Raw genomic sequence first — 23,906 nt, 5'->3', positions numbered from 1 at the left:
GTTACACCATTGTCGCCAATGCCGCGCCGAGCTCACGCAGCGCGTGCCGCCTGGGTGCCGTCGATCAGCGGCACGCCGGTCAGTTTGTGCAGCGCGTCGAAATCGATGTCCGAGAAAATCTCGCGCACCACGAGGCCGTCTGCGGTGACGTCGATCATCGCCAGGTCGGTGTAGATGCGATCCACGCAGGCCACGCCTGTGACCGGATAGGTGCACTCGGCAGCGATCTTGCTCTCGCCCTGCTTGGTCAGGTGCTCCATCATCACGTACACCTGCTTGGCGCCGATGGCCAGATCCATTGCGCCGCCGACTGCCGGAATCGCATCCGGCGCGCCGGTGTGCCAGTTCGCGAGGTCGCCCTTGGCCGATACCTGGAATGCGCCGAGCACGCAGAAATCCAGGTGGCCGCCGCGCATCATCGCGAACGAGTCCGAATGGTGGAAGTACGCACCGCCCGTCAGCAACGTGACGTGCTGCTTGCCGGCGTTGATCAGTTCGTCGTCTTCCGCGCCAGCTGCCGGTGCCGGGCCCATGCCGAGCAGACCGTTTTCGCTGTGCAGGAAGATTTCCTTGTCTGCAGCGAGGTGGTTGGCCACCAGCGTCGGCACGCCGATACCGAGGTTCACATACGCGCCTTCAGGGATGTCCTGAGCGACGCGCTTCGCCATTTCATCGCGGGTCAGTTTTTTCATGTCGGGTCTCCTCAGGCTGCGGTCGCGGATGCGAGCTCTGCTTCATGCGTGGCTTGCGGCACTTCGATCACGCGTTGCACGAAAATGCCGGGGGTGACGATCACTTCCGGATCGAGTTCGCCGAGCGGCACCACTTTCGACACCTGCACAACCGCAGTTTTCGCCGCGCTCGCCATGATCGGGCCGAAGTTACGCGCCGTCTTGCGATACACCAGATTGCCCCAGCGGTCGCCCTTGAAAGCCTTGATCAGCGCGAAATCCGCATGCAGCGGCGACTCGAGCACGTAATGCTTGCCGTCGATCAGGCGCGTTTCCTTGCCCTCCGCGAGTTTCGTGCCGTACGCGGTCGGAGTGAAGAAGCCGCCGATACCCGCACCTGCTGCGCGAATACGCTCGGCGAGATTGCCCTGCGGCACCAGTTCGAGTTCGATCTCACCGGCGCGGTAGAGCGCGTCGAACACATAGGAATCGGTCTGGCGCGGGAACGAGCAGATGATCTTGCGCACGCGCCTGGCCTTCAGCAACGCGGCCAGGCCGATGTCGCCGTTGCCGGCATTGTTGTTGACGATGGTGAGCTCGCGCGCGCCTTGCTCGATCAGCGCGTCGATCAGTTCGGACGGCATACCGGCCGTGCCGAAACCGCCGATCATGACGGTCGCGCCGTCGTGCACATCGGCGACCGCCGACTGAAGTGACTCGAAAATCTTGTTGATCATGTCGAATTCCCTAAGGGACGCGCCGTACCGTGCCGCTCGCGCCGTCACGGCACGCCTGCTCTGGCGAACCACGCGGAACGGTTTGCGGGACGGTCTCCACGTCCTGGTCATGGCGCGCCGACCGGATTCGATCAACACGCAGTTTGTTCGCAAATTTGTTCGGTATACGAACACTGATTCGTTTAGCGAACGCATTGGCGCATTATGAAAGCTGCTGCTTGCGCTTGTCAAGGCGGGGCTATCCATGATCCGCTTTTATCCCACCCGCCCGGTAAAAATTCTGACGAAAGAAAAGAAGTCCCCGCTTGTTTAACCTGCTCAGGATATTCAATATCTTGATCTGGCGATCTTCGATGTCCACGTGGTTTTGAGTTCCTGACGGTTGGGGTAAGTGATTCAGGACACACGATCCGTATCTCACGTATCTCACTTCATCAGGATTCTTAACTAACCAAATTGAATGAGCCAGATCGAACCACAATTCATCATAGAGACAAAATATCTTGCAGCTCAACCATCCGCCTAACAACAACGTCGACGCAACCCTGGACGTGGAGGCGCTTGTCGCACTCGCCGACACTGACTTTGCCGCGCGGCGTTTCACCGAGGCGATGAATGGTTACCGCAAAGTGCTCGCCATCAGCCCGCGCCATGTGCACGCGCTGCATCTGATGGGACTCGCCTGCGTGCATGCGAACGACATGAACCAGGCGCGCGGCTATCTTGAACAGGCGCTGCAAGTCGCCCCTGACCGCGCCGATCTGTGGGAGCACGCCGGCCTGCTCGCGGCGTTGCAGGGAGACATCGTTTGCGCCGACGCGTTCTATCGTCGCGCGATCGCATTGGGCGGCAGCACCGCCAGCCTTCACAGGAACCTCGCTGACAGCCTGCGGTTGTCCGGCCGCTTTAGCGAGGCAATCACCCACTACAAAAAGTCCCTTGAAATCGAGCCAGCGTTGAATCATGCAATTCGTGCCTTGGCCCGAATCAGCGCGCAAATCGGCCACATCGATGACGCCGCCGATTACTGGTTGCGCGCATGGACGCTCGATGCATCCTGCCTGCAGGACGGCCTTGATCTGATTGCAGCACTGGCAAAGACAAACCGTACCAGTCAGCTCGACTTGGCGACCGCGCAGATCCGAACCCGCTTTGCCCGCGACGCCGAGGCGCTCAAATCGCTGTCGTTCGTATTGAACACCAACGATCATTTCAGCGACGCATACAGCGTTGCGACACAGGGACTCGCCATCGATCCACGCCATCCCTTACTGCACCACAACGCAGCGCGCGCACTCGGCATGCAGGGTGACCTCGCCGCAAGCCGGCCACACAGTATGGAGGCTGCGCGGCTTATGCCGGATAACCCATATATGCAATTTCAACTGGCCGGTGTGCAACTTGGATTGGGCGAGTTCGAAGAAGGCTGGCAGCGATACGGATGGTTCTACAAAATCCCCGGCCGGGAGAAAGAATTGGTCCGTCCACCGTTTCCTGAATGGCAGGGTGAATCGGTTGCGGGACGTCTATTCCTGCTGGTTGGTGAACAAGGACGTGGCGATGAAATCCAGTTCATCCGGTTTGCTGAATGGTTGCATCAACAACGAGCAATCGTCGACGTGCTGGTAAGCGAGCCCATAGCAAGGCTAGCCGCCAGCATGACGAACGTGCGAACCGTATGGACTACCGTACCTCCCGGACCTTACGACTACTGGAGTCATATGCTAAGGATTCCAGAGCGCATGAAACTCAGCTTGCCCATGCTCCCCGTTGCGATGCCGTATCTCACCACGACGCCTCACAAGTTTCGCTATTGGCAGGGCTACATTGATGCCCTGTCATCGCGAAAGATGAGCGAAGGAGGCAAACATATCGCCGTGGTGTGGGCAGGCAGCGCGACCCACGCTCTCGACCGTTACCGGTCTATCCGGATCGAGGCGCTAAAGCCGCTCTTCAACCTCCCGCAGGTCAGATGGTATTCCGTGCAGAAAGGCGAGCGCGAACGCGAGAGCGAACGTCTCGGCAATGACTTCGACGTGCACACGTTAGGCCCCGCAATCGAAGACTTCACCGATACGCTCGCGATACTTCAAACGCTCGATCTGCTCATTACGGTAGACACCTCCGTTGCCCACCTTGCCGGAGCCGCGGGCTTGCCCGTGTGGACGCTTATACCCGCCTGCGCGGACTGGCGCTGGCTGACGGACAGAACAGATAGCCCCTGGTATCCATCAATGCGCCTGTTCCGGCAACGTCGGTTGGGAGAATGGGATGCCGTCGTCGACGAGGTAAGGCATGCGCTACGCGAGTGGCAAACGGCCCCTTCGGCGCTTTCCCCAATATCCGCCAGCGCGATTTAAGGAGTAAGGTATATGCGTTAAACCGATACTCCCTTGCGCTGCCGGCATGCCCGAACTAGACCTCAACCTGATCCCCTACCTCGTTGCGATGGAGGAAACCCGCAACGTGAGCCGCGCCGCGGAGCGTCTGGGCGTCAGCCAGCCACGCGTAAGTACGGCGCTTGGCCGGCTGCGCGAGTATTTCGGCGATCAACTGTTCGTGCGCACTTCGCGCGGCATGGAACCGACGCCGCGTGCTCTCGCGCTGATTCCCGCGGCGCGCGAGGCACTGCTGCGCATCGAGCAAGGCATGCTGGACGCGCAGGACTTCGAGCCGTCCACTACCACCCAGACGTTTTCGATCGCTCTCTCCGACGTCGGCGAAATCGTCTTTCTGCCGCGTCTGCTGCAAATGTTCGCCGAACGCGCACCACGCGCGAATCTCCGCTCGGTCTCACTGCCGCCTTCGCAAATCGAGCGCGGTCTCGAATCAGGCGACGTGGATCTGGCGGTCGGCTACTTCCCGGACCTCTCAGGGAACAACTTCTTTCAGCAACGCCTCTTCACGCATCGCTTCATTTGTCTGATGCGCAGCGATCATCCGCTCGCGCGCGAACCGTTGACGCTGTCGCAGTTCATCGGATGTGGACATGCTGTCGTGCGTGCCGAAGGACGCAGTCAGGAAGTCCTCGAGCAATTCCTCGAGAAAAAACGCATCCGGCGCCGCGCGGTGCTCGAAACTTCGCATTTCATGAGCTTGCCGTTCATTCTCGCGCGCACCGACCTGATCGCCACAGTGCCGCATGCAATCGGCTTTGCGTACGTCTCCGAACATGCCTCCATCATGCTCGTCGAACCGCCGCTCGAACTGCCGCGCTTCGATCTGAAGCAGCACTGGCATCGCAAGTTTCATAACGACCCGCGTGCGAGTTGGCTGCGTAGTGTCGTCGCCGAACTCTTTAACGACGCCATGGACGAGTGGCCGAAATAGCCGGCGCATTGCGGTGCCGCGGACCAGCGCTCACGGTTATAAAGCTGCAGCCTTGCACACCGCATCGCAAAACATGGAACAATGACCGGTACCGGTCGGACCTGGTAGACGTGCGACCTCACAGGAGTGAAGGATGACCAGCAAGGCAAAGAAGACCAAACAAAGCGAAGCCCTTGGCCGCCCGACGCGTGAAGAGGCGGAAGATGCCGTACGCGTGTTATTGCGCTGGGCCGGCGACGATCCGCAACGTGAAGGACTGCTCGATACGCCGGCGCGCGTCGTGCGCTCCTATGAAGAGTTCTTTGCGGGCTATTCGGTCGATCCGCGCGAACTGCTCGCTCGTACGTTCTCCGAGGTGGATGGCTACGACGAGATGATCGTGCTGAAAGACATCCGTTTCGAAAGCTATTGCGAACATCACATGGTGCCGATCATCGGTCGTGCGCATGTCGCCTATTTACCGGGCCATCGCGTAGTGGGGATTTCGAAGCTGGCGCGGCTCGTCGATGCGTTCGCCAAGCGTCTGCAGATCCAGGAGAAGATGACTGTGCAGATCGCCGATACGCTCAATGAAGTACTGCAACCGGCCGGGGTCGGCGTGATCCTCGAAGCGGCTCATCAATGCATGTCGACACGCGGCGTGCACAAGGCCGGCGTCACGATGGTCACCTCGCGCATGCTCGGCACATTTCGCACGGATCCGTCCACGCGTCGGGAATTCCTGTCGATCGTCGGCCATCCTGGTGTCGTGGCAGTGTCGAATACCTGAGCACGCACCTAGGTGCTCGCAAAGTTCCGTCGTGGGATCGGCGCTCAGACCCGCGATCAAAGCCGCAGCCAGGTACGCCGCGTCACGCTGTGCGACGCGGTGCGCGCTTCAGGTGCCCCATCGTCGCAAGCAAAACCGCGCCGAGTACACACGCCACCCCGGTAAGCTGCGCACCCGTCACCGGCTCGCGTAGAAACACCGCCGCCATCACCACGGCGCTAATAGGCACGAGCGCCGTCATGAGGCCAGCTTCCGCGCCGCTGATCCGGGCGGCCCCCGCATACCACAGCACGAACCCGCCAACCGTCGGCACCAGGGCGTAATAGACAACGCCCGCCAGCGCGGCTGCATCGAACGGCAGACGCCATGCGTGCTCAAAGGCCGCTGGTACGATTGCCACCGCGAAGCCTATTCCACTCATCAATGCGGACAGCGGCAGCGCCGCCACCGGCGTGCGCAGCTTGCGGTTAAGCAGAATGAATAGCGCTTCGCACACGATCGCGATAAACACCAGTGCATTCCCCGCTAACGAACTCGCTGCACGCGGGACACCAAGCTCGCCCAGCCGCACGGTGCACACCAGCACGCCTGATGTCGCCAGAATAATGGCGCCGACGAGCGAAGGCGCTGGACGCTCGCCGAGCGCCAGCATCGCCACGAGTGCCGACACGGCCGGAAGAGTGCCCGCAATCACGCCGGCATCCGCTGCCGAAGCGAGCTTCATGCCGCTGATCAGAAACACCGTGTAGCCGACGCTGCCCGCACCTGCCTGCGCGATCAGCAGCAACACGTCTCGCCATGCAAGGCACGGCCAACGCACACCGCGCACGCGCATCACCAGCAGGAACACAGGAAACGCGATCGCAAAACGCAACGCAGTGGCCGAAAACGGCGGCAGCCCGGCCGCGATCGTCTTGCTGACCACGACCGTGCTGCCGACACCGATCATCGCCAGACCGCAAAACAGATAGCCGACGTAACGCGAATTCATTCTGCCGCCGTTCATGATTGAATGAGCGGCCAGCTTAGAAGTCGCGCAGCGGGCGGTCTTGAACGAAATTGCAGCGTACTGCGTGTTGACGCGCGCAGATCGCCCCGCGCGCCGCCGCATGCAAAAGAAAGGAGAGAACGCTGCGAACACGGGCCATGTGGCCCTCGCGAGACGCCGAACGGATCGCTAGCGGATCGCCGCGGCGTAGTTAGCCGGCGTCACACCGAGCAAACGCACGAATGCACGCGTCATATGACTCTGGTCCGCAAATCCCGCGGCAGCCGCCGTCTCGGCAAGCGCAGTGCCACGCGCAATCAGCTGACGAGCCAGCACAACGCGCCGCTGCATACGGTACGCATGCGGCGGCAGCCCTAGCGCTTGCGCGAAGTTGCGCAATAACTGAAAGCGGCTCATGCCCGCCTCTGCGGCCAGCTCCGCGAGCGTAAGCTGTGCTGCGGGATCATCGTCGATGCGGGCCCTGGCGCGCGCAATCGGAGTCGCCACGTCGCGCGGCGAAACGTACCTCAACGTAGTGTGGCGCCGCGCGAGATGCCCGAGCATATGCAGCAGCGCCGTTTCGCGCGCCAGTGCATCGCCGGGGCCGGCTACCGTAACGGACACCAGGAACAGCCGATCGAACAGGGCGTTCAATACAGGATCGTGAGCGACCGGCTGCGTCAATTCAATCATCTGATGCGGCACGCCGGCTGGTCCCTGCGCTACCAGTTCACCCGCAACATCGCGCAGAAGTGCCGGCTCGAAGTAAAGCATGCGCCATGCGCGGCCACGCTCGTCCAGCGGACTGCCGTCGTGAACTTCCCCAGGGTTGACCATGATCGCGTCATTCATGCGCGCTTCCACCACACCGCGCCCGCTCGCCGAGCGGTGTCCGCCTCGCACGATCACCCCAACGCCGAAGCGGTCGTGCGAGTGTCGTGGAAATGCATGTGCCGTTTCCGCAATCGTCGCCTCTACGCCGGCGATCGCGCAGCGGGGCATATAGACGCGACCGCCAGTCACGGCGAACTCCTCCGGGCGTGGAAGAGCGTCGGCATCAACGCCCCCCGTCGTCCTTGCGATCGCCTTCGCGGATCTTGCCCTGCGAGACGCTGCTGCCCGGCGGCACGCTATGCGTCAACCAGACATTGCCGCCGATCACCGAGCCTCGCCCAATCGTCACACGTCCGAGAATCGTCGCGCCAGCGTAGATCACGACATCATCTTCAACGACCGGATGGCGGGCATTGCCCTTGACCAGCGTGCCATCCACATCCGCCGCGAAGCTTTTCGCGCCGAGCGTCACGGCTTGATACACCCGCACGCGCTCGCCGATCACAGCGGTCTCGCCAATTACCACACCCGTGCCATGGTCAATGAAAAAACTCGGCCCGATCTGCGCGCCAGGGTGGATATCAATGCCAGTGGCCGAATGTGCGATCTCGTTGATAAAGCGTGCCAGCAGCGGCACACCGAGCCGGTGCAGTGCGTGCGCGAGGCGGTGGTGCGTCATCGCCCACACGCCCGGATAGCAGAGCAGGATTTCGGTAATGTGCTGCGCAGCGGGGTCGCCCGTGAATGCGGCCTGAATGTCGCTGACCAGCAGCGCGCGGATACCAGGCAACTGCGTGCCGAATTCACGCGCCACCTCGAACGCGCGCTCGCCCAGCTCCGTCTCCGGTGTCTCGGCGTGTTCCGGCAGGAATCGCAAGGCGCGGCGAATCTGTTCGGCGAGCAGCCGCAAGGTGCTTTCGAGTGTGTGCCCAACGTAGTAGTCGACAGTCTCGTCAGTCAGGTCGGGCGCACCATAGTGCGTCGGAAAGAGCGCGGCGCGCAGGCCCGTGACGATACTGCCCACTGCCTCGCGTGAGGGCAGGTCGCGAATGCCGAGCGGGTGGCGGGTGCGGTGCAACTGCTCGCGCGACTCGCGCAGGTCTGCGACGATCTGCTCGAGGCCCCAGTTATGGGAAGGACGGTTTGACATGGTGAGGACGGCGCCCGTGCGGCGAGCACGGTTCAGAGTGAATTGTCCCCAGAGATTACCGCGTTTTGCCGCCGCTCGCGCGGCGCTGCATCCAGGCCAGCAGCGTCATATGGTGACGCTGCTGGCGTCGATCCAGCGCACCGCCCAGTCTCGCGCATGCGCGATCGCGGCGGCTTCATCGGTAAAGCGGAAATCGGTAGGGAAGAAACGGTTGGCCACCAGTTCGCCGTCGCTCGAACGGGAGATCACCACGTAAGGTTGCCAGGTTCCATCTCCTGCGCGCGCCGGCTCGCAATTCAGCAAGTAGCCGCGATGTGTGAATGCAGCATCGAAGTGCATGTGTCACCGCCCCTGATTGCCTCGTATATAGTTGGCTCGAGCAGCGCCGTCTCTCTCTGGTCACGCTGAAACGGCTCGGTAAAAACCGTCGATTTAATAACCGCGCTGACTCGTCGGATTAAGATCATACTCTGTAGAAAATACGCGCTGGTCAAAAAAAAATCAAAAGAATGTCATACGCCCGCCCTGGTGCAAGCTGAACCGTGCAGCGCTACTCAGGGAAGACCCGGAACAACTTTTGCTGCACTCACCTATGTTGTCTTCAAGGAGAAAGCATAATGAACAGCAATGTCACAGACACCACCCGTAAGCCCGGCACCGGCGGTCCGAGCAGCACAGAGTTGCACAACGACCGCACTCACGACAGCACCGTCGACACCGACGGCAAGAATCTCGAAGCTGCGCGTCTCGCGGGCCATAGCCCGATTGGACCGGACGAAGTCACAACCACCAACGCCACGCTGGTGAACAGTGTGCCGGAAGCAGGCGACGGTCTTGGCGGCTTCGACAGCCGCGTTGGCGGCAATCGCCTACTGCTCGCGTTAGAGCCGGGCTATACGGTGATCGACAAGGGCATGGTCGGGCCGCAGTCCGCCTACGATGAAGATCATCAGTTCGACGATCCGCGGCCGGTGGGGAGCCGTCAGGACCGCGGGCGCATTCATTACGCGTTGAACCATATGCGGCCTACGCGCGTCATCGAGTTGCAGCGCAGGACCAAGGAGTGACCTTTGCACCGCATGAGGTCACGAGACTCATGCGGTGCAGCGTTTACTTTCTTCCTGTTTCGCCCGGATCTGAGGGAATCCGCGTAGCGCGTACCGTTTGAATGACGACGTGGCGCTACGCGTCGCTGCATCGACATGCCGCTTCGCAAGACGATTCGAAACTGCAGGTTTAAGCACTTGCAAGCCGCGCCCTCTTACTCCCGCTCCCTATCCCGTCGACAATCGAACCCACATTTAACATTCAGGGGTGGCAGATGAAAAAGATCGTCGTGATTGGCGCTACCGGCACACTCGGCCAGGCAGTGAGCGCCGAATTGAAGGCCCGCCATGAAGTAATCGAAGTGGGTGCGACGCGCGGCCAATATCGCGTCGACAGCACGGATCCTGCGAGCATAGAAAAGCTGTTCCGCGAAATCGGCAAGGTGGATGGCGTCGTCACCACCACGGGCAAGGTACATTTCGGCCCGCTGCCGGAGATGACGATCGAACAGTTCTGGGTCGGCTTACGCGACAAGCTGATGGGACAGATCAACGTGGTGCTCGCGGCGCAGCAGTACGTCAATGACGGTGGCTCGTTTACGCTGACCAGCGGCATCCTCGCCGAGGAGCCGATCCGGGAAGGCGCGAACGCGACTACCGTTAATCTCGCGCTGGAAGGTTTTGTGCGCGGAGCGGCGATCGAATTGCCGCGCGGTATCCGCATCAACCTGGTGAGCCCGACGGTGCTGACCGAATCGATGGGAGGCTACGCGCCGTATTTCCGCGGCTTCGAACCGGTGACGGCCCAGCGCGCTGCGCAGGGGTATCTGCGCAGCGTAGAAGGCGCGCAGACGGGACGCGTGTATCGGATCGGGTCTTGACGATGCATTGATGCGCAATGACGTATTAGATGCCTGCGGCGCCAGGCAACCAACGGCGGCGGGACGCGACCAAAAACGTCCCGCCGCCCCGAGCAAAACACTCAGTGAATTTCCGGCTCGCTGCCCGCCTCAGCCGCACCGTCGCGCTGCAGGAAGTCGAAGTCGCAACCCTTGTTGGCCTGCATCACGTGTACCTGATGCATCGCACCGTAACCGCGCGTAAAGCGCGGCGCCGGTTCGACCCACGCGGCCTTGCGGCGCGCCAGTTCCTCGTCCGATACCAGCACATTGAGTTTGCGTTGCGGCACGTCGAGTTCGATCATGTCGCCGTCCTGCACCAGCGCGAACGGTCCGCCGATAAACGATTCCGGCGCCACGTGCAGCACGCACGCACCGTAGCTCGTACCGCTCATCCGTGCATCGGAGATGCGCAGCATGTCGCGCACGCCCTGTTGCAGCAGCTTCTTCGGAATCGGCAACTGGCCCCACTCCGGCATGCCCGGTGCGCCCACCGGACCCGCATGCTGCAGCACGATCACACAGGTCTCGTCGATATCGAGCGCGTCATCGTCGATGCGCGCCGCCATGTCGTTGTAGTCCTTGAACACCACTGCGCGGCCGGTATGCACGTGCAGCTTCGGGTCGGCCGCACCCGGCTTGATGACGGCGCCATCCGGCGCGATATTGCCGCGCAGCACGGCGAGACCATTGTTCGGCAACAGGGGCGCAGCGCGGCGGCGGATCACGTCGTCGTTGAAGATCTTCGCGCCTTCGAGATTCTCGCCGATCGTGCGGCCATTCACAGTCTTCTGCGAGCGGTCGATCAGATCGCCGAGCTCGCCCAGCATCGCCTGCAGGCCACCCGCATAGTAGAAGTCTTCCATCAGGTACGAACCGGTCGGACGGACGTTCGCCAGCACCGGCGTCTGCCGCGAGATATCGTCGTAGCGGTTCAGCGTCAGGTCGATGCCGGCACGGCGTGCCAGCGCAATCATATGCACGATCGCATTGGTCGAACCCGAGAGCGCCAGACACGTAGTCACGGCGTTGTCGATCGAACCCGCCGTGATGATGTCCGACGGCTTCAGGTCTTCCCACACCATCTCGACAATCCGCATGCCGGTTTTCGCCGACAACTGCGCGTGGCGCGAATCCGGCGCAGGCGTCGAGGCGAAGCCCGGCAGCGTGAAGCCCAGCGCTTCCGCTGCACTCGTCATGGTCGAGGCCGTGCCCATCGTCATACAGTGGCCCGGCGAGCGCGCGATACCGCCTTCCACGCCCTGCCAGTCCTGCTCGGTGATCTTGCCCGCGCGCAGGTCGGCCCAGTACTTCCAGGTGTCCGAACCGGAGCCGAGCGTCACGCCATTCCAGTTGCCGTTCAGCATCGGACCGGCCGGCAGGAAGATGGTCGGCAGATCCATCGAAATCGCGCCCATCAGCAAGGCCGGCGTGGTCTTGTCGCAGCCGCCCATCAGCACCACACCGTCTGCGGGATACGAACGCAGCGTCTCTTCCGCTTCCATCGCAAGGAAGTTGCGGTAGAGCATCGTGGTGGGCTTCTGGAACGGCTCGGAGAGCGTCTGCACCGGCAGCTCGATCGGGAAGCCACCCGCCTGCCAGATACCCCGTTTAACTTCTTCCACACGCTGCTTGAAGTGCGTGTGGCACGGGTTCATCTCGCTCCACGTGTTGAGGATCGCGATCACCGGCTTGCCTGCATATTCCTCGCGGCTATAGCCCATCTGCGAGGTACGCGAACGGTGGCCGAACGAGCGCAGGTCATTTACGCCATACCAGCGATGGCTGCGCAATTCTTCAGGGGTCTTTCTCTTGGTCACAACACTCTCCAACGACGTCTTGACTACAAAGCTCGTTAATAAAACACGCTGAGCACGCCTGCCCGAACCGCCGCGTTACCTCGCGCGGCGGTTCGCCTGGCTCAGCGCTTCTGTTCCTTCACACGTGAGACGATCTGCGTCGGACTCACGAATTGCAGCGCGATCAACACCCATACCAGCGTGATCGCCATATAGATCATCGCCATCGCATCGATCGATTGCGGCGCGCGCACCCCGGTCGAAAACACCGCGTAGTACAGCGCGACCACCAGCGTCTGCGTGCCGGGACCGGCCGTGAAAAAGGTCAATTCGAACATGCCGATGGTGCGCACCAGCACGAGCAACCCCGCGGCCAGCATGCCAGGCACCAGCAGCGGCAGCAGCACGTAACGGAAATAGCGGAACGTATTCGCGCCGAAGATCCGCGCAGCCGCTTCGAGATTCGGGTCGATCTGCTCGATAAACGGCGTCATCACCAGAATCACGAACGGCAGCGCCGGCACGAGATTCGCGAGAATCACACCGGGCAATGTGCCGGCGAGGCCGACCTTGTACATCACCGTCGCCATTGGAATGCCGTACGTGACCGGCGGCACCATCAATGGCAGCAGAAACACCAGCACTGCGAAGCGTTTGCCGGGGAATTGCACGCGTGCCAATGCATAGGCGGCCGGCACACCGAGCAGTACCGACAGGATCACCACGGCGCCAACCACTTCCACCGTGACCCACAGCACGCTCGCCAACTGGAAGTCGCTCCATGCCTGCGCGTACCAATGCAGCGTGAAGCCTTGCGGAAGCAGCGTGCCGAACCAGCGCGTGCCCACCGAGTTGACGGCTACCGTCGCGATCAGCAGCAGGACGTTGAGGAGGAAAAACACCATCGCGCCCCACACCAGCACTTTCCAGATCCGCTCGGCAAGCGGCGTGCGCTGTTTGACGGCTTTGCCCGGCTGCACGCCGCGATTGCGGCCCGCGCTATCGTCTTCGGTCTGGCCGGCCTGGGTTTGCGGCTTGGCGGAGGCGGGCCACGCTTGCGTAGCGTGATGATCGGTTGTCATCAGCCCTTCCCTCCTGTCACCGGGCCGCTATAGAAGAAGCGGCGCGCACCCAGCATCCCGGCGACCACCAGCAACTGCACGAAGCCCATCACCATCGCGATGGCCGACGCAAGCGAGTAGTCGTAGTTTTCGAACGCGGCTTCGGCGGCGGCAATCGACATCACCCGCGTCGGTCCCGCCGGCGCGCCGAGCAGCACCGCCGAGGGGAACACCGAAAACGCCTGCACGAACGAGAGGCAAGCGGCCATCGTCAAACCGGGCACCAGCAGCGGCAGGTAAATGCGCAGAAACTGCTGCCACGGGCTCGCGCCGAGCGTGGCGGCGGCGCTGGCAAGCGTCGGATCGATCCCCGTCACGTACGACAGCGTTAGCAGAAACGCAAACGGAAAGCCCGACACGATCAGCGAAATCAGGACACCCCAATAATTGTGCGTGAGCCGTACTTCGTTGGTGTACAGATGCAGGCCTTGCAGCGCCTGAGGAAACCAGCCGTTCGGCCCGAAATACGTGAGCATGCCGTCCGCAATCAACACCGTGCCGAGCGTGACCGGAATCACTAACAACGTCGTGACGAGCTTCTGATACGGCGAATTGCGGCGCAACGCGAAGGCTACTGGAATCGACACGCCCACGTTGATCAGCGTTGCAGGCACCGCGAGTTTCAATGTGACCAGGATCGTCGGCCACATCGACGTATCGGTGAAGAACGCGACGTAGTTCGCCCACAGGCCACCGCCGTTCATCGGCTGGAACGACAGCACCAGGCCGTAGGCGAACGGGTAGATAAACAGCGCAACGATAAAGATCAGCGCAGGCGCAACCAGCCAGCCCTTGGGATCGTGCGCAGCGACCGGCGGTGACAGCGTGCCGGCGTTCATAGCGCGTCGCCGTCGTAGACGAGCGTGCGTGAAGGCGGCACGCGCAACGTAATGCGCTCGCCCTCAGCGAAGTCGCCCGCCACGCGCGCCCACAGATCGCCGAATGCCGACTTCACACGAATCAGCGAATCGCGGCCGCCGTATTCGACGGTCGTTACCTCGACGTCAAACGCGTTCTCGGCGCCGGGCGTGCTGCGTTCCAGATCTTCAGGACGCATGGCCACATTCACCCGCTTGCTGTTGAAGCCGTGCATCGGCATACCCAATAGACGGACACCGTTCGCGTTCACCGCGACCGCTTCTCCCTGCGTGCCTTCGAGCGTGAACTCCATCACGTTGCGATAACCCATAAAACGCGCGACGTGCAGGTTCTTCGGCCGCCCATACACTTCCTTCGGCGTCGCTACCTGCTGCACAACGCCTTCCTTCATCACGACGATGCGGTCTGCCATCGAAAGCGCTTCGTCCTGATCATGCGTCACGTAGATCGTCGCGCGCTCGAGCTGACTATGGATGCGGCGAATCTCCGCGCGCATCTCGATGCGCAACTTCGTATCGAGATTCGACAAGGGTTCATCCATCAGCACGAGTGGCGGCTCGATCACAATGGCCCGCGCGATTGCTACGCGCTGTTGCTGGCCGCCGGACAACTGCCCTGGCAGCTTGCCTTCATGCCCGACCAGTTGCACGAGTTGCAAGGCTTCGCGCGCGCGGCGCACCGCGTCGCTTCTCGCGACGCCGCGCATCTTCAGTCCAAAGCCGACGTTGTCGAGTACGCTCATGTGTGGAAACAGCGCGTAGTTCTGAAACACCATACCGAAGCCGCGCTTTTCCGGCGGCAGGACGTCGATACGGGTGTCGTCGAGCCAGATGCCGCCGCCGGTGAGCGGTTGCAAGCCGGCGATGCAATTGAGCGCGGTCGACTTGCCGCACCCGGACGGCCCCAGCAACGCAATGAACTCGCCGCGCTGGATGTTCAGATCGAGGCCCTGCAACGCAGCCACAGGATGCCCTTCAGCATTCGTAAAACTGCGGCTCACCGAATCGAGACGCAACTGCTCAAAATGAGGCTTCATGGCGCTTACTCCCGTCCCATGCAAAGCGGAGGCGGGCCGTAGCCCGCGCTCCGGCTATTGGCTTTTCTGCGCGCCGATATCACGGTCCCACTTCTGGAACGCGGCGACCATCGCAGCAGCGTCCAGCGGCAGAACGTGCGGATGAGCCGCCAGCATTTGCGTATATTCCGGCCGGCCGTATTTCTTCAGGACTTCCTGGCTATGCGCCGGTGCCTGATCGACGGTCACGCCCTTGATAGCCGGTCCCGGGTAGAAGTAGCCATCGTCATAGGTCAACGCCTGCTGCGCCGGTTCCAGCATGAAGTTCATCAACTTGTAGAGCACGTCGAGCTTCTCTTTCGGCACGCCCTTCGGAATCACCATGTAGTGCGCGTCGTCGACCCACGTCATGTTGTCGAAGTTCTGCACACGGAACTCCGCCGGTACGATCCCGAGCGCACGCGGGTTGATGTCCCAGCCGGTCACCGTCACCGTCATGTCGCGAGTGCCTTCGCCGAGTTCCTTCATCACCGCCGATGTGCCGCCCGGGTAATACGGAATGCAGTCGTTCAGCTGCTTGAGGAATGCCCAGGTCTTGTCCCAGCCGTGCACCGGATCGCGCGGATCCTTGTCGCCAAGCACATACGGCAGCCCCATCAGGAACGTGCGGCCCGGGCCGGAGTTAGCCGGACGGGCGTAGATCAGCTTGTTCGGATGCGCCTTGCACCATTGCAGCAACTGATCGGGAGTCTTCGGCGGATCGGTGACCTTGGCCGGGTTGTATTCGAGCAGCGGTCCAGCCGGCATGTACGCCACTTCCAGCCCAAAGCCCTGCGCCAGGTCCTGCATCTTGCGTGGACCAGGCGCGTATTTGTCGAGCACGCCCGGGAAGGTGGCGGCCTGCTCCGGCAGCAGCTTGGTCCACAGGCTCTGTTCGATGCCTGCAGCGAGTGCGTCCGTGCCGGTCAGCACCAGATCGATATCGGAGCGGCCAGCCGCCTGCATCGCCTTGATCTTGCCGGGCAATTGCGGCGCCGGAGCGTTCGTATAGGTGATGTTCGCCACGAGGTTCGGGTACTTCGCCTTGAACGCCTCAAAGCCCTTTTGCGTCAACTGAAGATCGCCCGCTACATCGACGATATTGAGCGTGACGGGGTCTGCATAGGCCGGCGACGCGAAGGTCGCGCCCAACGCTGTTCCCACTGCCACGCAGATACTCGCTAACCTGACTGACAAGCTGCCAGAAAAAGTCATTACGTCTCCTCGCTTCTTGGTATGGAAGTCCGCCGGTCGGATTGCGGTGCCCGCGGTACGTGTCTCTCAATGCAACATAGCCAGCGCCCATTCATCACGTCAAGCAAATCGCAGGCTAAAGCGCGGGCAAGACGCCGTAGCCTGTTTCAGCAAAATCCTTTTGATGCTTAACCGCCCTTCACACCCTGCGTGTTCACGTACAGCGAATACAAACCGTGGCTCGCCGCCATGAACAGGCGATTGCGATGCACGCCGCCAAAGCAGACGTTCGCGCAACGCTCGGGCAATGCAATATGGCCGATCGCCTCGCCTTGCGGCGTGAAGATGCGCACACCATCGAGTTCGTCGGTGCCCATACCCCAGCCGCACCACAGGTTGCCGTGAACATCCACGCGGAAACCGTCCGGCGTGCCCGGGCCCGCATCGATGAGCACGCGGTTGTTCGAAAGCGTGTTGCCGCTGACGTCGAACGCGCGGATCTTGCGCGGCTCGCTACGCGACTCGACCACGTACAGAATCTTTTCATCCGGCGAGAAGGCGAGGCCGTTCGGGCCAAGCACATCGTCGATCACCATCGTCACTTCGTCGCTCTGCCCGTCCACGCGATACACGCAGGCCGGCAATTCAGATTCCTGGTGCTCGCCTTCGTAAAACCCGTCGATGCCGAAGGTGGGATCTGTAAACCAGATCGAGCCGTCCGACTTGACAACCACATCGTTAGGCGAATTGAGGCGCTTGCCGTTGTAACGATCCGCCAGCACGGTGATCGAACCGTCGTACTCGGTACGCGTGACGCGGCGTGTCAGATGCTCGCAACCGATGAGCCGCCCTTCACGGTCGCGCGTGTGACCGTTGGCGTTGTTCGACGGCTGGCGAAACGGTGTCACCGTGCCGCTGTGTTCATCCCAACGCAGAATGCGGTTGTTCGGGATGTCGCTCCACAGCACATAACGCCCGTCGCCAAACCATACCGGACCTTCCGACCAGCGCGCACCCTGGTACAGGCATTCGACTGAAGCCGACGCAAGACGCAAGGCTTTGAAACGCGGATCGAGAATACGGACGGCGGGGTCGGGATAGCGTCGGTTTGTCTCGGTCATGCAATGTCCTTTGGATGCTTCGTTTGGTGCCTCTTACGGCGCCCATATGGCGCTTCTTCGCACGGCACCTCGTTCGGCGCCCGTGCGAAGCGATCGACGCTTATCCCTGCACAAGCTTGCCGTCGCGCAGGCGCCAGAGCTTGAGCGGATTATCGTCGTGCAACGCTTCGGGCAACAGTTCGGCCGGCAGGTCCTGATAGCAGACCGGGCGCAAGAAGCGCTCGATTGCGGTCGCACCCACTGAAGTCGCACGCCCGTCGGACGTAGCCGGGAACGGGCCGCCGTGAACCATCGCATATGAAACTTCGACGCCCGTCGGGAAACCGTTCGCCAGAATCCGGCCTACCTTGCGCTCGAGTGTCGGCAACAGACGCCGCGCCAGTGCGTAATCGTCGGCTTCGAGTTGCAGGGTCGCCGTCAGCTGGCCTTCGAGATGGCCGGCCACCTTGAGCATTTCGTCGATGTCCGCACAGGTGACGATCAACGAAGTCGGCCCAAAGATTTCGTCTTCGAGTTGCGCTGTCGCGAGAAATTTCGCCGCCGTGGTTTCGAACAGGACCGGGATGGCGGCGCAAGTCGCTTCCGATGGCGTGCCCTGCGCCACGCTTTGTACGCCGCTCTGCTCCGCGCGTTGCTTGACACCGTCCTTATAGGCAGCGGCGATGCCGGCGGTCAGCATCGTCTGCTCGCTTTTCTTTGCGAGCGCCTGCGCGGTGGCGTCGATGAAGCCGCGTGTATGCGGCCCTTCGAGCACCAGCACGAGGCCCGGGTTCGTGCAGAACTGGCCCACCCCAAGCGTGACCGAATCGACCAGCGCATTCGCCAGCGCTTCGGCGCGCTTCGCCAGCGCACCGGGGAACACGAAGAACGGATTGACGCTGCTCATCTCAGCGAACACGGGAATCGGCTCGCGACGCTTCGAGGCGATGTCGACCAGCGCAAGACCGCCGCGCCGCGAACCGGTAAAGCCCACCGACTTGATGGCCGGATGCTTGACCAGCGCCTCGCCGATTTCATTACCCGCGCCGATGACGAGCGAGAACACGCCTTCCGGCAGACCGCTATCGGCCACGGCTTTCTGGATGGCCCGTCCGACCAGTTCGGAGGTGCCGAGGTGCGCCGGATGCGCCTTGACGACTACCGGGCAACCGGCGGCCAGCGCGGAGGCGGTATCGCCACCCGCCACGGAAAATGCGAGCGGGAAGTTGCTCGCGCCGAACACTGCAACCGGCCCGACCGGAATCTTCTGCAGACGCAGATCCGAGCGCGGCAACGGCTTACGCTCGGGCAGCGCTGAGTCGAGCGTAGCGGTTAGCCAGCGGCCTTCGCGCACGAGCGTTGCAAACAGCTTGAGCTGCCCGACCGTGCGTGCGCGTTCGCCTTCGAGGCGCGCTTTGGGCAGCGCCGATTCAACGTGAGCGCGCTCGATCAGCGCGTCGCCGAGCGCGACGATATTCTCGCCGATCGCTTCCAGAAAACGTGCGCGCGTCTCGAGCGGCGCATGGCGGTAAGCGTCGAACGCCTGGGCCGCCAGCTCGCATGCGCGGTCGACATCCGCTGCGCCGCCAGCGCCGAACGCGGGTTCGATCTCCGCGTTACGCGCCGGATCGAACGCGCGCAATGTGCCTTTGGTCCCGCGTACTGCGGAACCACCCAAAAGCATGTCTCCTGTGATCTGCATCTTGCAATTCCCTTAACGTGCCGCGGAGGTTTCCGCAAATTGGCGTTCGAAAGCGAGCAGCGCCTGTGTCGCGCTGTCGATACTCGCATGATGCCCCACTGGGCTCGAACTCAACAGCGGCAGCATCGGTCCCATGTCCGCGATTTTCGAGAAAGTCACGGCGTCGTGCAGCACGCGGATCAGCGAAATATCGTCGCGCAAGGTTTCGAGCGGCATGAAAGCGTCATAAAGGCGTTGGGCCTCGTCCATCTGGCCGGCCTTGATGGCACGCAGCAACGCCATGACGGCATGCGAGGCGATGCAGCCGGAGCCCGTGGTCCATGCTGCGAGACCGAATTCATGCAGATGCACCAGCGCCGGACGTTCGCCCATGCCGGACACCAGTTTAGCGGCTGGCACGCTTTCGAGCAGACGGCGCAGATACACGTCGTCGGCCGGGTTCTCACGCACGATGGCGTACTTGACCGCGATCAGCGTGCCGCTGTCGACGAGGCGCGCGAGCGTGTCGACGTCCACGTAGTTTTCGCTCTTGACGTAGAGCGTGAGCGGGATTCCCGCGGCGTCGACAATCCGCTTGAGACCGGTTTCGACGCCTTCGGAAGTGGTAAAGCCGGCGAGCGGCAGGACCATCGCGGTGCGATACGAGGTCTGCGCGAGGATGCGGGCCTGGTCGAGCATCTTGCCGTAGTCGGCGCCGATGGCCGGAATCACCCGGGTGTCCGGACCCGCGCTTTCCGCGAGCATGTCGAGCAGTTCGCGGTATTCGCTCACGGCCACGTGATACAGGTTGGCGTTGCCGCCATACAGCAAGGTGCGCACGCCGCCGGCTTCGATGTGCCGGATCAGCTTCTGGTTTTCGGCGGCGTCGAGCGAATAATCGGCGCGGCGGGCCAGCGGCGGCACGGCCATCACGGTGGCGGCAAACTCGCTATCGAGGATGGGGGAGATTTTCATGGCGCCTCAGCACAGTATCGAAGAATTGATGCCAAGGTAGCACCGGGTCCGCAATGTTGTCAAACAACATTTGCGAGACGCTCGGAGGATGTGCTCGCGCAAGCATGCACGCGCGGTGCCGAAAGCAACCTTTCGATTCTGGTCTTCAAGCCGGCCTGTCGGTGCTGTCAGAGATTTTTTCCTTAGGCCGGATCAGTGACTTAAATTTCGTATGACAACATTTAAACCGAAGGTCGTCGCGGCCCAGTCAAGATTCGTTAGTTCACGCTGGATAAGCGTCGATGGCCAGGCGGCACCGAAATCGGCCAGGCGGAACAAACCAGAAAATGGTCAAACAGGCAGAACATAATCTTTCGCGCAGTTTTATCGCTCGAATAGGCACTCTATTTTTGGCCTTGGTTTTTATAAGTACCCGGTCATTAACCGTTGGGCGATTTGAACAGAATTCCGGCACGCCGGACAACCCATTCAACCCTGGCAGCTAAATTTTTGAAGATTATTGCCGATATCAAGTGTTTGAAACTATGATGCTGTTCCGCGCGCAAAAACCGGCCCGGGACAATTGTTAAATCGTCCGGAAATCGTTTTCAGCCGGGCTGATTTGACAATTTTTTGAGGAATCCGCAGCAGCCGGGGCATTGGTCTTACAAGCGGTAACCAGTCCGGGCAAATTTTCGCCGAGCGAAGATAGTATTGGTTTATCCGCCGCGCGGAGAGATTCTGAAAGTCCGGAATATGGGTCCGGACTTCGTTTTTCGAGCCGCTCAGTAATAAACGGTGATAGATTGCTGCCCATTATCATGCCGGTCGCGAGTTCGCGCCGGCGAAGCCCGCAGCTGGGCCGCTGTGATTGAGGAATCGAAAGTGTCGCTACATTTTACTGAGCAAATGTCGCCACTCGTGGACGCTCCGGACGAAGCAACGTGGTTCAACGCGATTACCACTATTGCAGGCGGCTGGGGTTTCGACCGGGTTCTGATTGCAATGCTGCCGCGGCCCGGCATGCGTCTGGAAGATGCATATGTGCGCAGCACCTATTCGCAAAGCTGGCGCCGCAGTTATGAAGAGCAGGGATACATGCACATCGATCCCGTCGTCAGCCACTGCCTCACCCGCGCAACGCCGCTGGTCTGGTCACCCGAACTCTTTGCCACACGGGATCAGCGGGCGCTTTACGAACTGGCCTGCTCGCACGGCCTGCGCTCCGGCGTGTCGTTGCCGATTCATGGACCCAATCAGGAAGCCGGCATGCTGTGCGTCGCCAACAACTTCCACGGGACCGACACGTTCTGGACCCACATCGACGGCGTGCTGCCCAATCTCGTCCTGCTGCGCGATCTGGTAATCGACACCAGCCGCCGGCATCTCAACTCGCATGCGAAAAGTGTCCTGCCGCAATTGACGCCACGTGAACGGGAATGCCTGAACTGGACCGCGCGCGGTAAATCCACCTGGGAAATCTCACATATTCTTAGTTGCTCGGAAGCTGCAGTGAACTTCCACGTAAAGAATATCAGGGCGAAATTCGGGGTGAACTCACGGCGCGCGGCGGCCGTGATTGCCGCTCAACTCGGTCTTATTGACCCGGGCTAAGCAGCGCAGCGGCGTCGCGGCTGTAAATCACGCGTTCGGCACGCCCTAAATCGCTGTCGGAAACCGTTTTCAGGAAGTAAAGCCCCAGCAGGATTGAAACCGGCGGCGGAATTTCCGCGCCCGATTCGAACCGGCTGCCGCGCGACTGCGTCACGCCAAAGCGCGCCCAGAAACGGCGCTGGCTTTCCTTTTTCATTTTCCTGTAAGCAATGATGAGATGCCGATCCACTGCGGTGGCCGGAGTCTCTTCTGCGACGTCAACGGCCCGATTTTGAATGGTGACGGGTGCTTTCCAGTGATTTTCGAGTAATTCCATTTTTTGAGTCTCTCAGGTGGATTAACCATTATTCGTCTGAATTTTGATGGACCCTGAAAAAGGACACACCTATCCAGGTAGGTAGGTGCAAATCCGACCCAACATGCATACCGTTTTTCACGCGTTTTTTATGCCCTACGGACGAGCCGATAAACACAGGAAATCAGGAATTATTTCCGGATAACTGATTATGGTGTTTGAAAAACGGTAAAAATGTGACTTAATTGGCGCTGCGTCTGAACGTGATATTCGAGATCCGGCGGACCACAAAAGCCGCCACCAGCGCGGCAACGCCCGTGAGCACCACGCCGATATGGATGGACTGAACCAGCACATGGCGTGCCGCTTCCACTAGCGCCGGACCCGCGAGACCCGCCCGCCCCAGCTCGCCGAGCAAGGTATCGCGCAGGCTCGGATCGATCAGGATCCGCGGGTCAGACAACTTTGGCAACCAGGTGGAGGCCACCGGTTCGCCGAGCACCTGCAACGCGTCCGCGACGCCCGTCTCGTAGCGGCGGTTGATGATCGTGGCGACGATGCTGGTACCCAGCATCCCGCCCACCATCCGGCTCGACTGCAACAACGCCGTCGTGATACCGAAGCGCTCCCGGCCCGCGATCTCCTGGCCGAAGACGTTCAGATTGTTGAGAATGAAGCCGAGTCCGATGCCGACCGCGCCCATCGCCAGTTCGAGATAAAGATGCGGTGTGGCCGGCGTCGCCAGTGCGATCCCGACCGAAGCGATCACCAGCAGCATGAAACCGATCGACAGGATCAGCGTCGGCTTCGGCAAATGAATCACGATCCGCGTGTTGATCAGACTGCCGAGCGCGATGCAGGCGGCGATCGGCGTCGCAAGCAGTCCGGCCTCCTGCGGAGTCAGCCCAAAGCCGCCCTGCAGCAGCAACGGCGCGAAGAAAATCAGCGAAAACATCACGAAACCGGACAGCAGCGAGAGGGTGAACAGCGTCACGAGCTGGGCGTCCCTGAACAGGTCGAGCGGAATGATGGGGTGCGTCGCCCGGCGCTCGCAAACCAGCAGCGCGCCGGTGCCAAGCACGACGAACGCCGCCAGCAGCAGATTGGCCGTTGTCAGCCCCGACTTGGGCACCGCCTCGATAAACGTCTGCAGGCCGCCCAGCACGAGCGCCACCAGTACCGCCCCGCTCCAGTCGATACGCACCTCGCCGGTCACGGCACGCCGGTAATTCGGCAGATGCGCCCAGATGAAATACAGCGCAAGCGCACCGACAGGCAGATTGACGAGGAAGGTAGAACGCCAGCCGAACTGCTGACTCAGCCAACCGCCGAGCGACGGCCCCGCCGCCGTGCCGATGCCGTAAGCCGCCGCCATGATGACCTGCCAGCGCACCCGCGCGCGGGCGTCGGGGAACAGATCGGGAATCGAGGCGAACGCGGTGCCGACCATCATCCCGCCGCCTACGCCTTGCAGGCCGCGCGCCACCACGAGGAACGGCATGGTGGGCGCCACGCCGCACAGAAGCGAGGCGACCGTGAAGACGATCACCGCTGCGATCACAAAGCGCTTGCGGCCGAAATAGTCGCCAAGGCGCCCGAACACCGGCACCGTCACCACGGACGCCAGCAGGTAGGCGCTCGCGATCCACGCGTAAAACTCGAAACCGCGCAACTCGGAGACGATCGACGGTAGCGCGGTGCTGACCACGGTCTGGTCGAGGGCGACCAGCATGTTGACGAGGGCGATGCCGAGCATTGCCAGCAGCGCGTCACGGAAAGGCAGGGGGCGGG

At 61.6% G+C, this 23,906-nt stretch carries 22 protein-coding genes; 6 read left to right on the top strand and 16 right to left on the bottom strand.

Annotated features, from left to right (window positions below; translation table 11 throughout):
- Positions 1-32: 32 nt before the first annotated feature.
- A complete protein-coding gene (locus BUS06_RS28145) occupies positions 33-692 on the bottom strand; it encodes a 3-oxoacid CoA-transferase subunit B (RefSeq protein WP_074267652.1) in 660 nt (219 codons plus the stop codon).
- Positions 693-703: 11 nt separating this feature from the next.
- On the bottom strand, positions 704-1,408 hold the full coding sequence (locus BUS06_RS28140; protein ID WP_074267651.1) for a 3-oxoacid CoA-transferase subunit A: 705 nt from the start codon (positions 1,406-1,408) through the stop codon (positions 704-706).
- Positions 1,409-1,911: 503 nt separating this feature from the next.
- On the opposite strand from BUS06_RS28140, the gene BUS06_RS28135 reads away from it, so the two are divergent.
- The 3 genes from BUS06_RS28135 to folE all read left to right on the top strand — a co-directional run bounded on the left by BUS06_RS28135 (position 1,912) and on the right by folE (position 5,507).
- Positions 1,912-3,768: a tetratricopeptide repeat protein gene (locus BUS06_RS28135; protein WP_074267650.1), complete on the top strand. Its 1,857-nt coding sequence runs from the start codon at positions 1,912-1,914 to the stop codon at positions 3,766-3,768.
- A gap of 46 nt (positions 3,769-3,814) precedes the next feature.
- The gene (locus BUS06_RS28130; RefSeq protein WP_074267649.1) at positions 3,815-4,738 is read left to right on the top strand and encodes a LysR family transcriptional regulator; all 924 of its coding nucleotides are present in this window, start codon (positions 3,815-3,817) and stop codon (positions 4,736-4,738) included.
- Between the two features lie 133 nt (positions 4,739-4,871).
- The gene (gene folE, locus BUS06_RS28125; protein WP_074267648.1) at positions 4,872-5,507 is read left to right on the top strand and encodes a GTP cyclohydrolase I FolE; all 636 of its coding nucleotides are present in this window, start codon (positions 4,872-4,874) and stop codon (positions 5,505-5,507) included.
- Between the two features lie 82 nt (positions 5,508-5,589).
- On the opposite strand, the gene BUS06_RS28120 is transcribed toward folE, so the two are convergent.
- The 4 genes from BUS06_RS28120 to BUS06_RS28105 all read right to left on the bottom strand — a co-directional run bounded on the left by BUS06_RS28120 (position 5,590) and on the right by BUS06_RS28105 (position 8,818).
- Positions 5,590-6,498 (bottom strand): DMT family transporter, encoded by a 909-nt coding sequence (locus BUS06_RS28120; protein ID WP_074267647.1) that lies wholly within the window; start codon positions 6,496-6,498, stop codon positions 5,590-5,592.
- Positions 6,499-6,684: 186 nt separating this feature from the next.
- Positions 6,685-7,497, bottom strand: a complete 813-nt coding sequence (locus tag BUS06_RS28115) for an AraC family transcriptional regulator (protein WP_074269330.1) — start codon at positions 7,495-7,497, stop codon at positions 6,685-6,687.
- A 55-nt stretch (positions 7,498-7,552) separates the two neighbouring features.
- Positions 7,553-8,479, bottom strand: a complete 927-nt coding sequence (gene epsC, locus BUS06_RS28110; RefSeq protein ID WP_074267646.1) for a serine O-acetyltransferase EpsC — start codon at positions 8,477-8,479, stop codon at positions 7,553-7,555.
- A 105-nt stretch (positions 8,480-8,584) separates the two neighbouring features.
- Positions 8,585-8,818, bottom strand: a complete 234-nt coding sequence (locus BUS06_RS28105; RefSeq protein ID WP_074267645.1) for a hypothetical protein — start codon at positions 8,816-8,818, stop codon at positions 8,585-8,587.
- A gap of 278 nt (positions 8,819-9,096) precedes the next feature.
- Here BUS06_RS28105 and BUS06_RS28100 point away from each other — a divergent pair, with 278 nt between their 5' ends.
- Both BUS06_RS28100 and BUS06_RS28095 read left to right on the top strand, forming a co-directional pair.
- Positions 9,097-9,546 (top strand): DUF3005 domain-containing protein, encoded by a 450-nt coding sequence (locus tag BUS06_RS28100; RefSeq protein ID WP_074267644.1) that lies wholly within the window; start codon positions 9,097-9,099, stop codon positions 9,544-9,546.
- A gap of 254 nt (positions 9,547-9,800) precedes the next feature.
- Positions 9,801-10,406: a short chain dehydrogenase gene (locus BUS06_RS28095; protein WP_074267643.1), complete on the top strand. Its 606-nt coding sequence runs from the start codon at positions 9,801-9,803 to the stop codon at positions 10,404-10,406.
- 101 nt (positions 10,407-10,507) lie between these two features.
- Here BUS06_RS28095 and araD read toward each other — a convergent pair whose 3' ends face one another.
- From araD to BUS06_RS28055, 8 genes are all read right to left on the bottom strand, one after another.
- The gene (araD, locus tag BUS06_RS28090) at positions 10,508-12,244 is read right to left on the bottom strand and encodes an L-arabinonate dehydratase (RefSeq protein WP_074267642.1); all 1,737 of its coding nucleotides are present in this window, start codon (positions 12,242-12,244) and stop codon (positions 10,508-10,510) included.
- 101 nt (positions 12,245-12,345) lie between these two features.
- Positions 12,346-13,305: an ABC transporter permease gene (locus BUS06_RS28085; RefSeq protein WP_074267641.1), complete on the bottom strand. Its 960-nt coding sequence runs from the start codon at positions 13,303-13,305 to the stop codon at positions 12,346-12,348.
- Positions 13,305-14,183, bottom strand: coding sequence for an ABC transporter permease (locus BUS06_RS28080; protein ID WP_074267640.1), 879 nt, complete (start codon positions 14,181-14,183; stop codon positions 13,305-13,307). Before BUS06_RS28080 ends, BUS06_RS28085 begins: the two co-directional genes overlap by 1 nt.
- Positions 14,180-15,259 (bottom strand): ABC transporter ATP-binding protein, encoded by a 1,080-nt coding sequence (locus BUS06_RS28075; protein ID WP_074267639.1) that lies wholly within the window; start codon positions 15,257-15,259, stop codon positions 14,180-14,182. The genes BUS06_RS28080 and BUS06_RS28075 overlap by 4 nt, the downstream gene beginning before the upstream one ends.
- Positions 15,260-15,313: 54 nt before the next feature.
- Complete coding sequence (locus tag BUS06_RS28070; RefSeq protein ID WP_074267638.1) at positions 15,314-16,492, bottom strand: extracellular solute-binding protein; 1,179 nt, start codon at positions 16,490-16,492, stop codon at positions 15,314-15,316.
- A 167-nt stretch (positions 16,493-16,659) separates the two neighbouring features.
- Positions 16,660-17,592 carry an SMP-30/gluconolactonase/LRE family protein gene (locus BUS06_RS28065; protein WP_074267637.1) on the bottom strand — a complete coding sequence of 311 codons (933 nt, stop codon included), beginning with the start codon at positions 17,590-17,592 and terminating at the stop codon, positions 16,660-16,662.
- Between the two features lie 100 nt (positions 17,593-17,692).
- A complete protein-coding gene (locus BUS06_RS28060; RefSeq protein WP_074267636.1) occupies positions 17,693-19,273 on the bottom strand; it encodes an aldehyde dehydrogenase (NADP(+)) in 1,581 nt (526 codons plus the stop codon).
- A 12-nt stretch (positions 19,274-19,285) separates the two neighbouring features.
- The gene (locus BUS06_RS28055; protein ID WP_074267635.1) at positions 19,286-20,227 is read right to left on the bottom strand and encodes a dihydrodipicolinate synthase family protein; all 942 of its coding nucleotides are present in this window, start codon (positions 20,225-20,227) and stop codon (positions 19,286-19,288) included.
- An 888-nt stretch (positions 20,228-21,115) separates the two neighbouring features.
- On the opposite strand from BUS06_RS28055, the gene BUS06_RS28050 reads away from it, so the two are divergent.
- A complete protein-coding gene (locus BUS06_RS28050; protein ID WP_074267634.1) occupies positions 21,116-21,820 on the top strand; it encodes a helix-turn-helix transcriptional regulator in 705 nt (234 codons plus the stop codon).
- On the opposite strand, the gene BUS06_RS28045 is transcribed toward BUS06_RS28050, so the two are convergent.
- Both BUS06_RS28045 and BUS06_RS28040 read right to left on the bottom strand, forming a co-directional pair.
- On the bottom strand, positions 21,804-22,136 hold the full coding sequence (locus tag BUS06_RS28045) for a helix-turn-helix domain-containing protein (protein WP_074267633.1): 333 nt from the start codon (positions 22,134-22,136) through the stop codon (positions 21,804-21,806). The genes BUS06_RS28050 and BUS06_RS28045 overlap by 17 nt on opposite strands.
- Positions 22,137-22,356: 220 nt before the next feature.
- Complete coding sequence (locus tag BUS06_RS28040; protein ID WP_074267632.1) at positions 22,357-23,871, bottom strand: MFS transporter; 1,515 nt, start codon at positions 23,869-23,871, stop codon at positions 22,357-22,359.
- Between the last annotated feature and the right edge of the window lie 35 nt (positions 23,872-23,906).

The sequence above is a fragment of the Paraburkholderia phenazinium genome (assembly GCF_900141745.1).
Classification (GTDB): domain Bacteria; phylum Pseudomonadota; class Gammaproteobacteria; order Burkholderiales; family Burkholderiaceae; genus Paraburkholderia; species Paraburkholderia phenazinium_B.
Note: the sequence above shows the minus strand (reverse complement) of the source record. Positions and strands in the feature narration are given on the sequence as shown.

Bases quoted from the DNA above. Each gene is read 5' to 3' on its own strand.
- BUS06_RS28140 (WP_074267651.1), bottom strand. From the start codon at position 1,408: ATGATCAACAAGATTTTCGAGTCACTTCAGTCGGCGGTCGCCGATGTG.
- BUS06_RS28130 (WP_074267649.1), top strand. From the start codon at position 3,815: ATGCCCGAACTAGACCTCAACCTGATCCCCTACCTCGTTGCGATGGAG.
- BUS06_RS28120 (WP_074267647.1), bottom strand. From the start codon at position 6,498: ATGAATTCGCGTTACGTCGGCTATCTGTTTTGCGGTCTGGCGATGATC.
- BUS06_RS28100 (WP_074267644.1), top strand. From the start codon at position 9,097: ATGAACAGCAATGTCACAGACACCACCCGTAAGCCCGGCACCGGCGGT.
- BUS06_RS28065 (WP_074267637.1), bottom strand. From the start codon at position 17,592: ATGACCGAGACAAACCGACGCTATCCCGACCCCGCCGTCCGTATTCTC.
- BUS06_RS28075 (WP_074267639.1), bottom strand. From the start codon at position 15,259: ATGAAGCCTCATTTTGAGCAGTTGCGTCTCGATTCGGTGAGCCGCAGT.
- BUS06_RS28145 (WP_074267652.1), bottom strand. From the start codon at position 692: ATGAAAAAACTGACCCGCGATGAAATGGCGAAGCGCGTCGCTCAGGAC.
- BUS06_RS28070 (WP_074267638.1), bottom strand. From the start codon at position 16,492: ATGACTTTTTCTGGCAGCTTGTCAGTCAGGTTAGCGAGTATCTGCGTG.
- BUS06_RS28040 (WP_074267632.1), bottom strand. From the start codon at position 23,871: ATGCTCGGCATCGCCCTCGTCAACATGCTGGTCGCCCTCGACCAGACC.
- epsC (WP_074267646.1), bottom strand. From the start codon at position 8,479: ATGTCAAACCGTCCTTCCCATAACTGGGGCCTCGAGCAGATCGTCGCA.
- BUS06_RS28055 (WP_074267635.1), bottom strand. From the start codon at position 20,227: ATGAAAATCTCCCCCATCCTCGATAGCGAGTTTGCCGCCACCGTGATG.
- BUS06_RS28105 (WP_074267645.1), bottom strand. From the start codon at position 8,818: ATGCACTTCGATGCTGCATTCACACATCGCGGCTACTTGCTGAATTGC.
- BUS06_RS28115 (WP_074269330.1), bottom strand. From the start codon at position 7,497: ATGCCCCGCTGCGCGATCGCCGGCGTAGAGGCGACGATTGCGGAAACG.
- BUS06_RS28045 (WP_074267633.1), bottom strand. From the start codon at position 22,136: ATGGAATTACTCGAAAATCACTGGAAAGCACCCGTCACCATTCAAAAT.
- BUS06_RS28095 (WP_074267643.1), top strand. From the start codon at position 9,801: ATGAAAAAGATCGTCGTGATTGGCGCTACCGGCACACTCGGCCAGGCA.
- BUS06_RS28085 (WP_074267641.1), bottom strand. From the start codon at position 13,305: ATGACAACCGATCATCACGCTACGCAAGCGTGGCCCGCCTCCGCCAAG.
- BUS06_RS28050 (WP_074267634.1), top strand. From the start codon at position 21,116: ATGTCGCCACTCGTGGACGCTCCGGACGAAGCAACGTGGTTCAACGCG.
- folE (WP_074267648.1), top strand. From the start codon at position 4,872: ATGACCAGCAAGGCAAAGAAGACCAAACAAAGCGAAGCCCTTGGCCGC.
- BUS06_RS28060 (WP_074267636.1), bottom strand. From the start codon at position 19,273: ATGCAGATCACAGGAGACATGCTTTTGGGTGGTTCCGCAGTACGCGGG.
- BUS06_RS28080 (WP_074267640.1), bottom strand. From the start codon at position 14,183: ATGAACGCCGGCACGCTGTCACCGCCGGTCGCTGCGCACGATCCCAAG.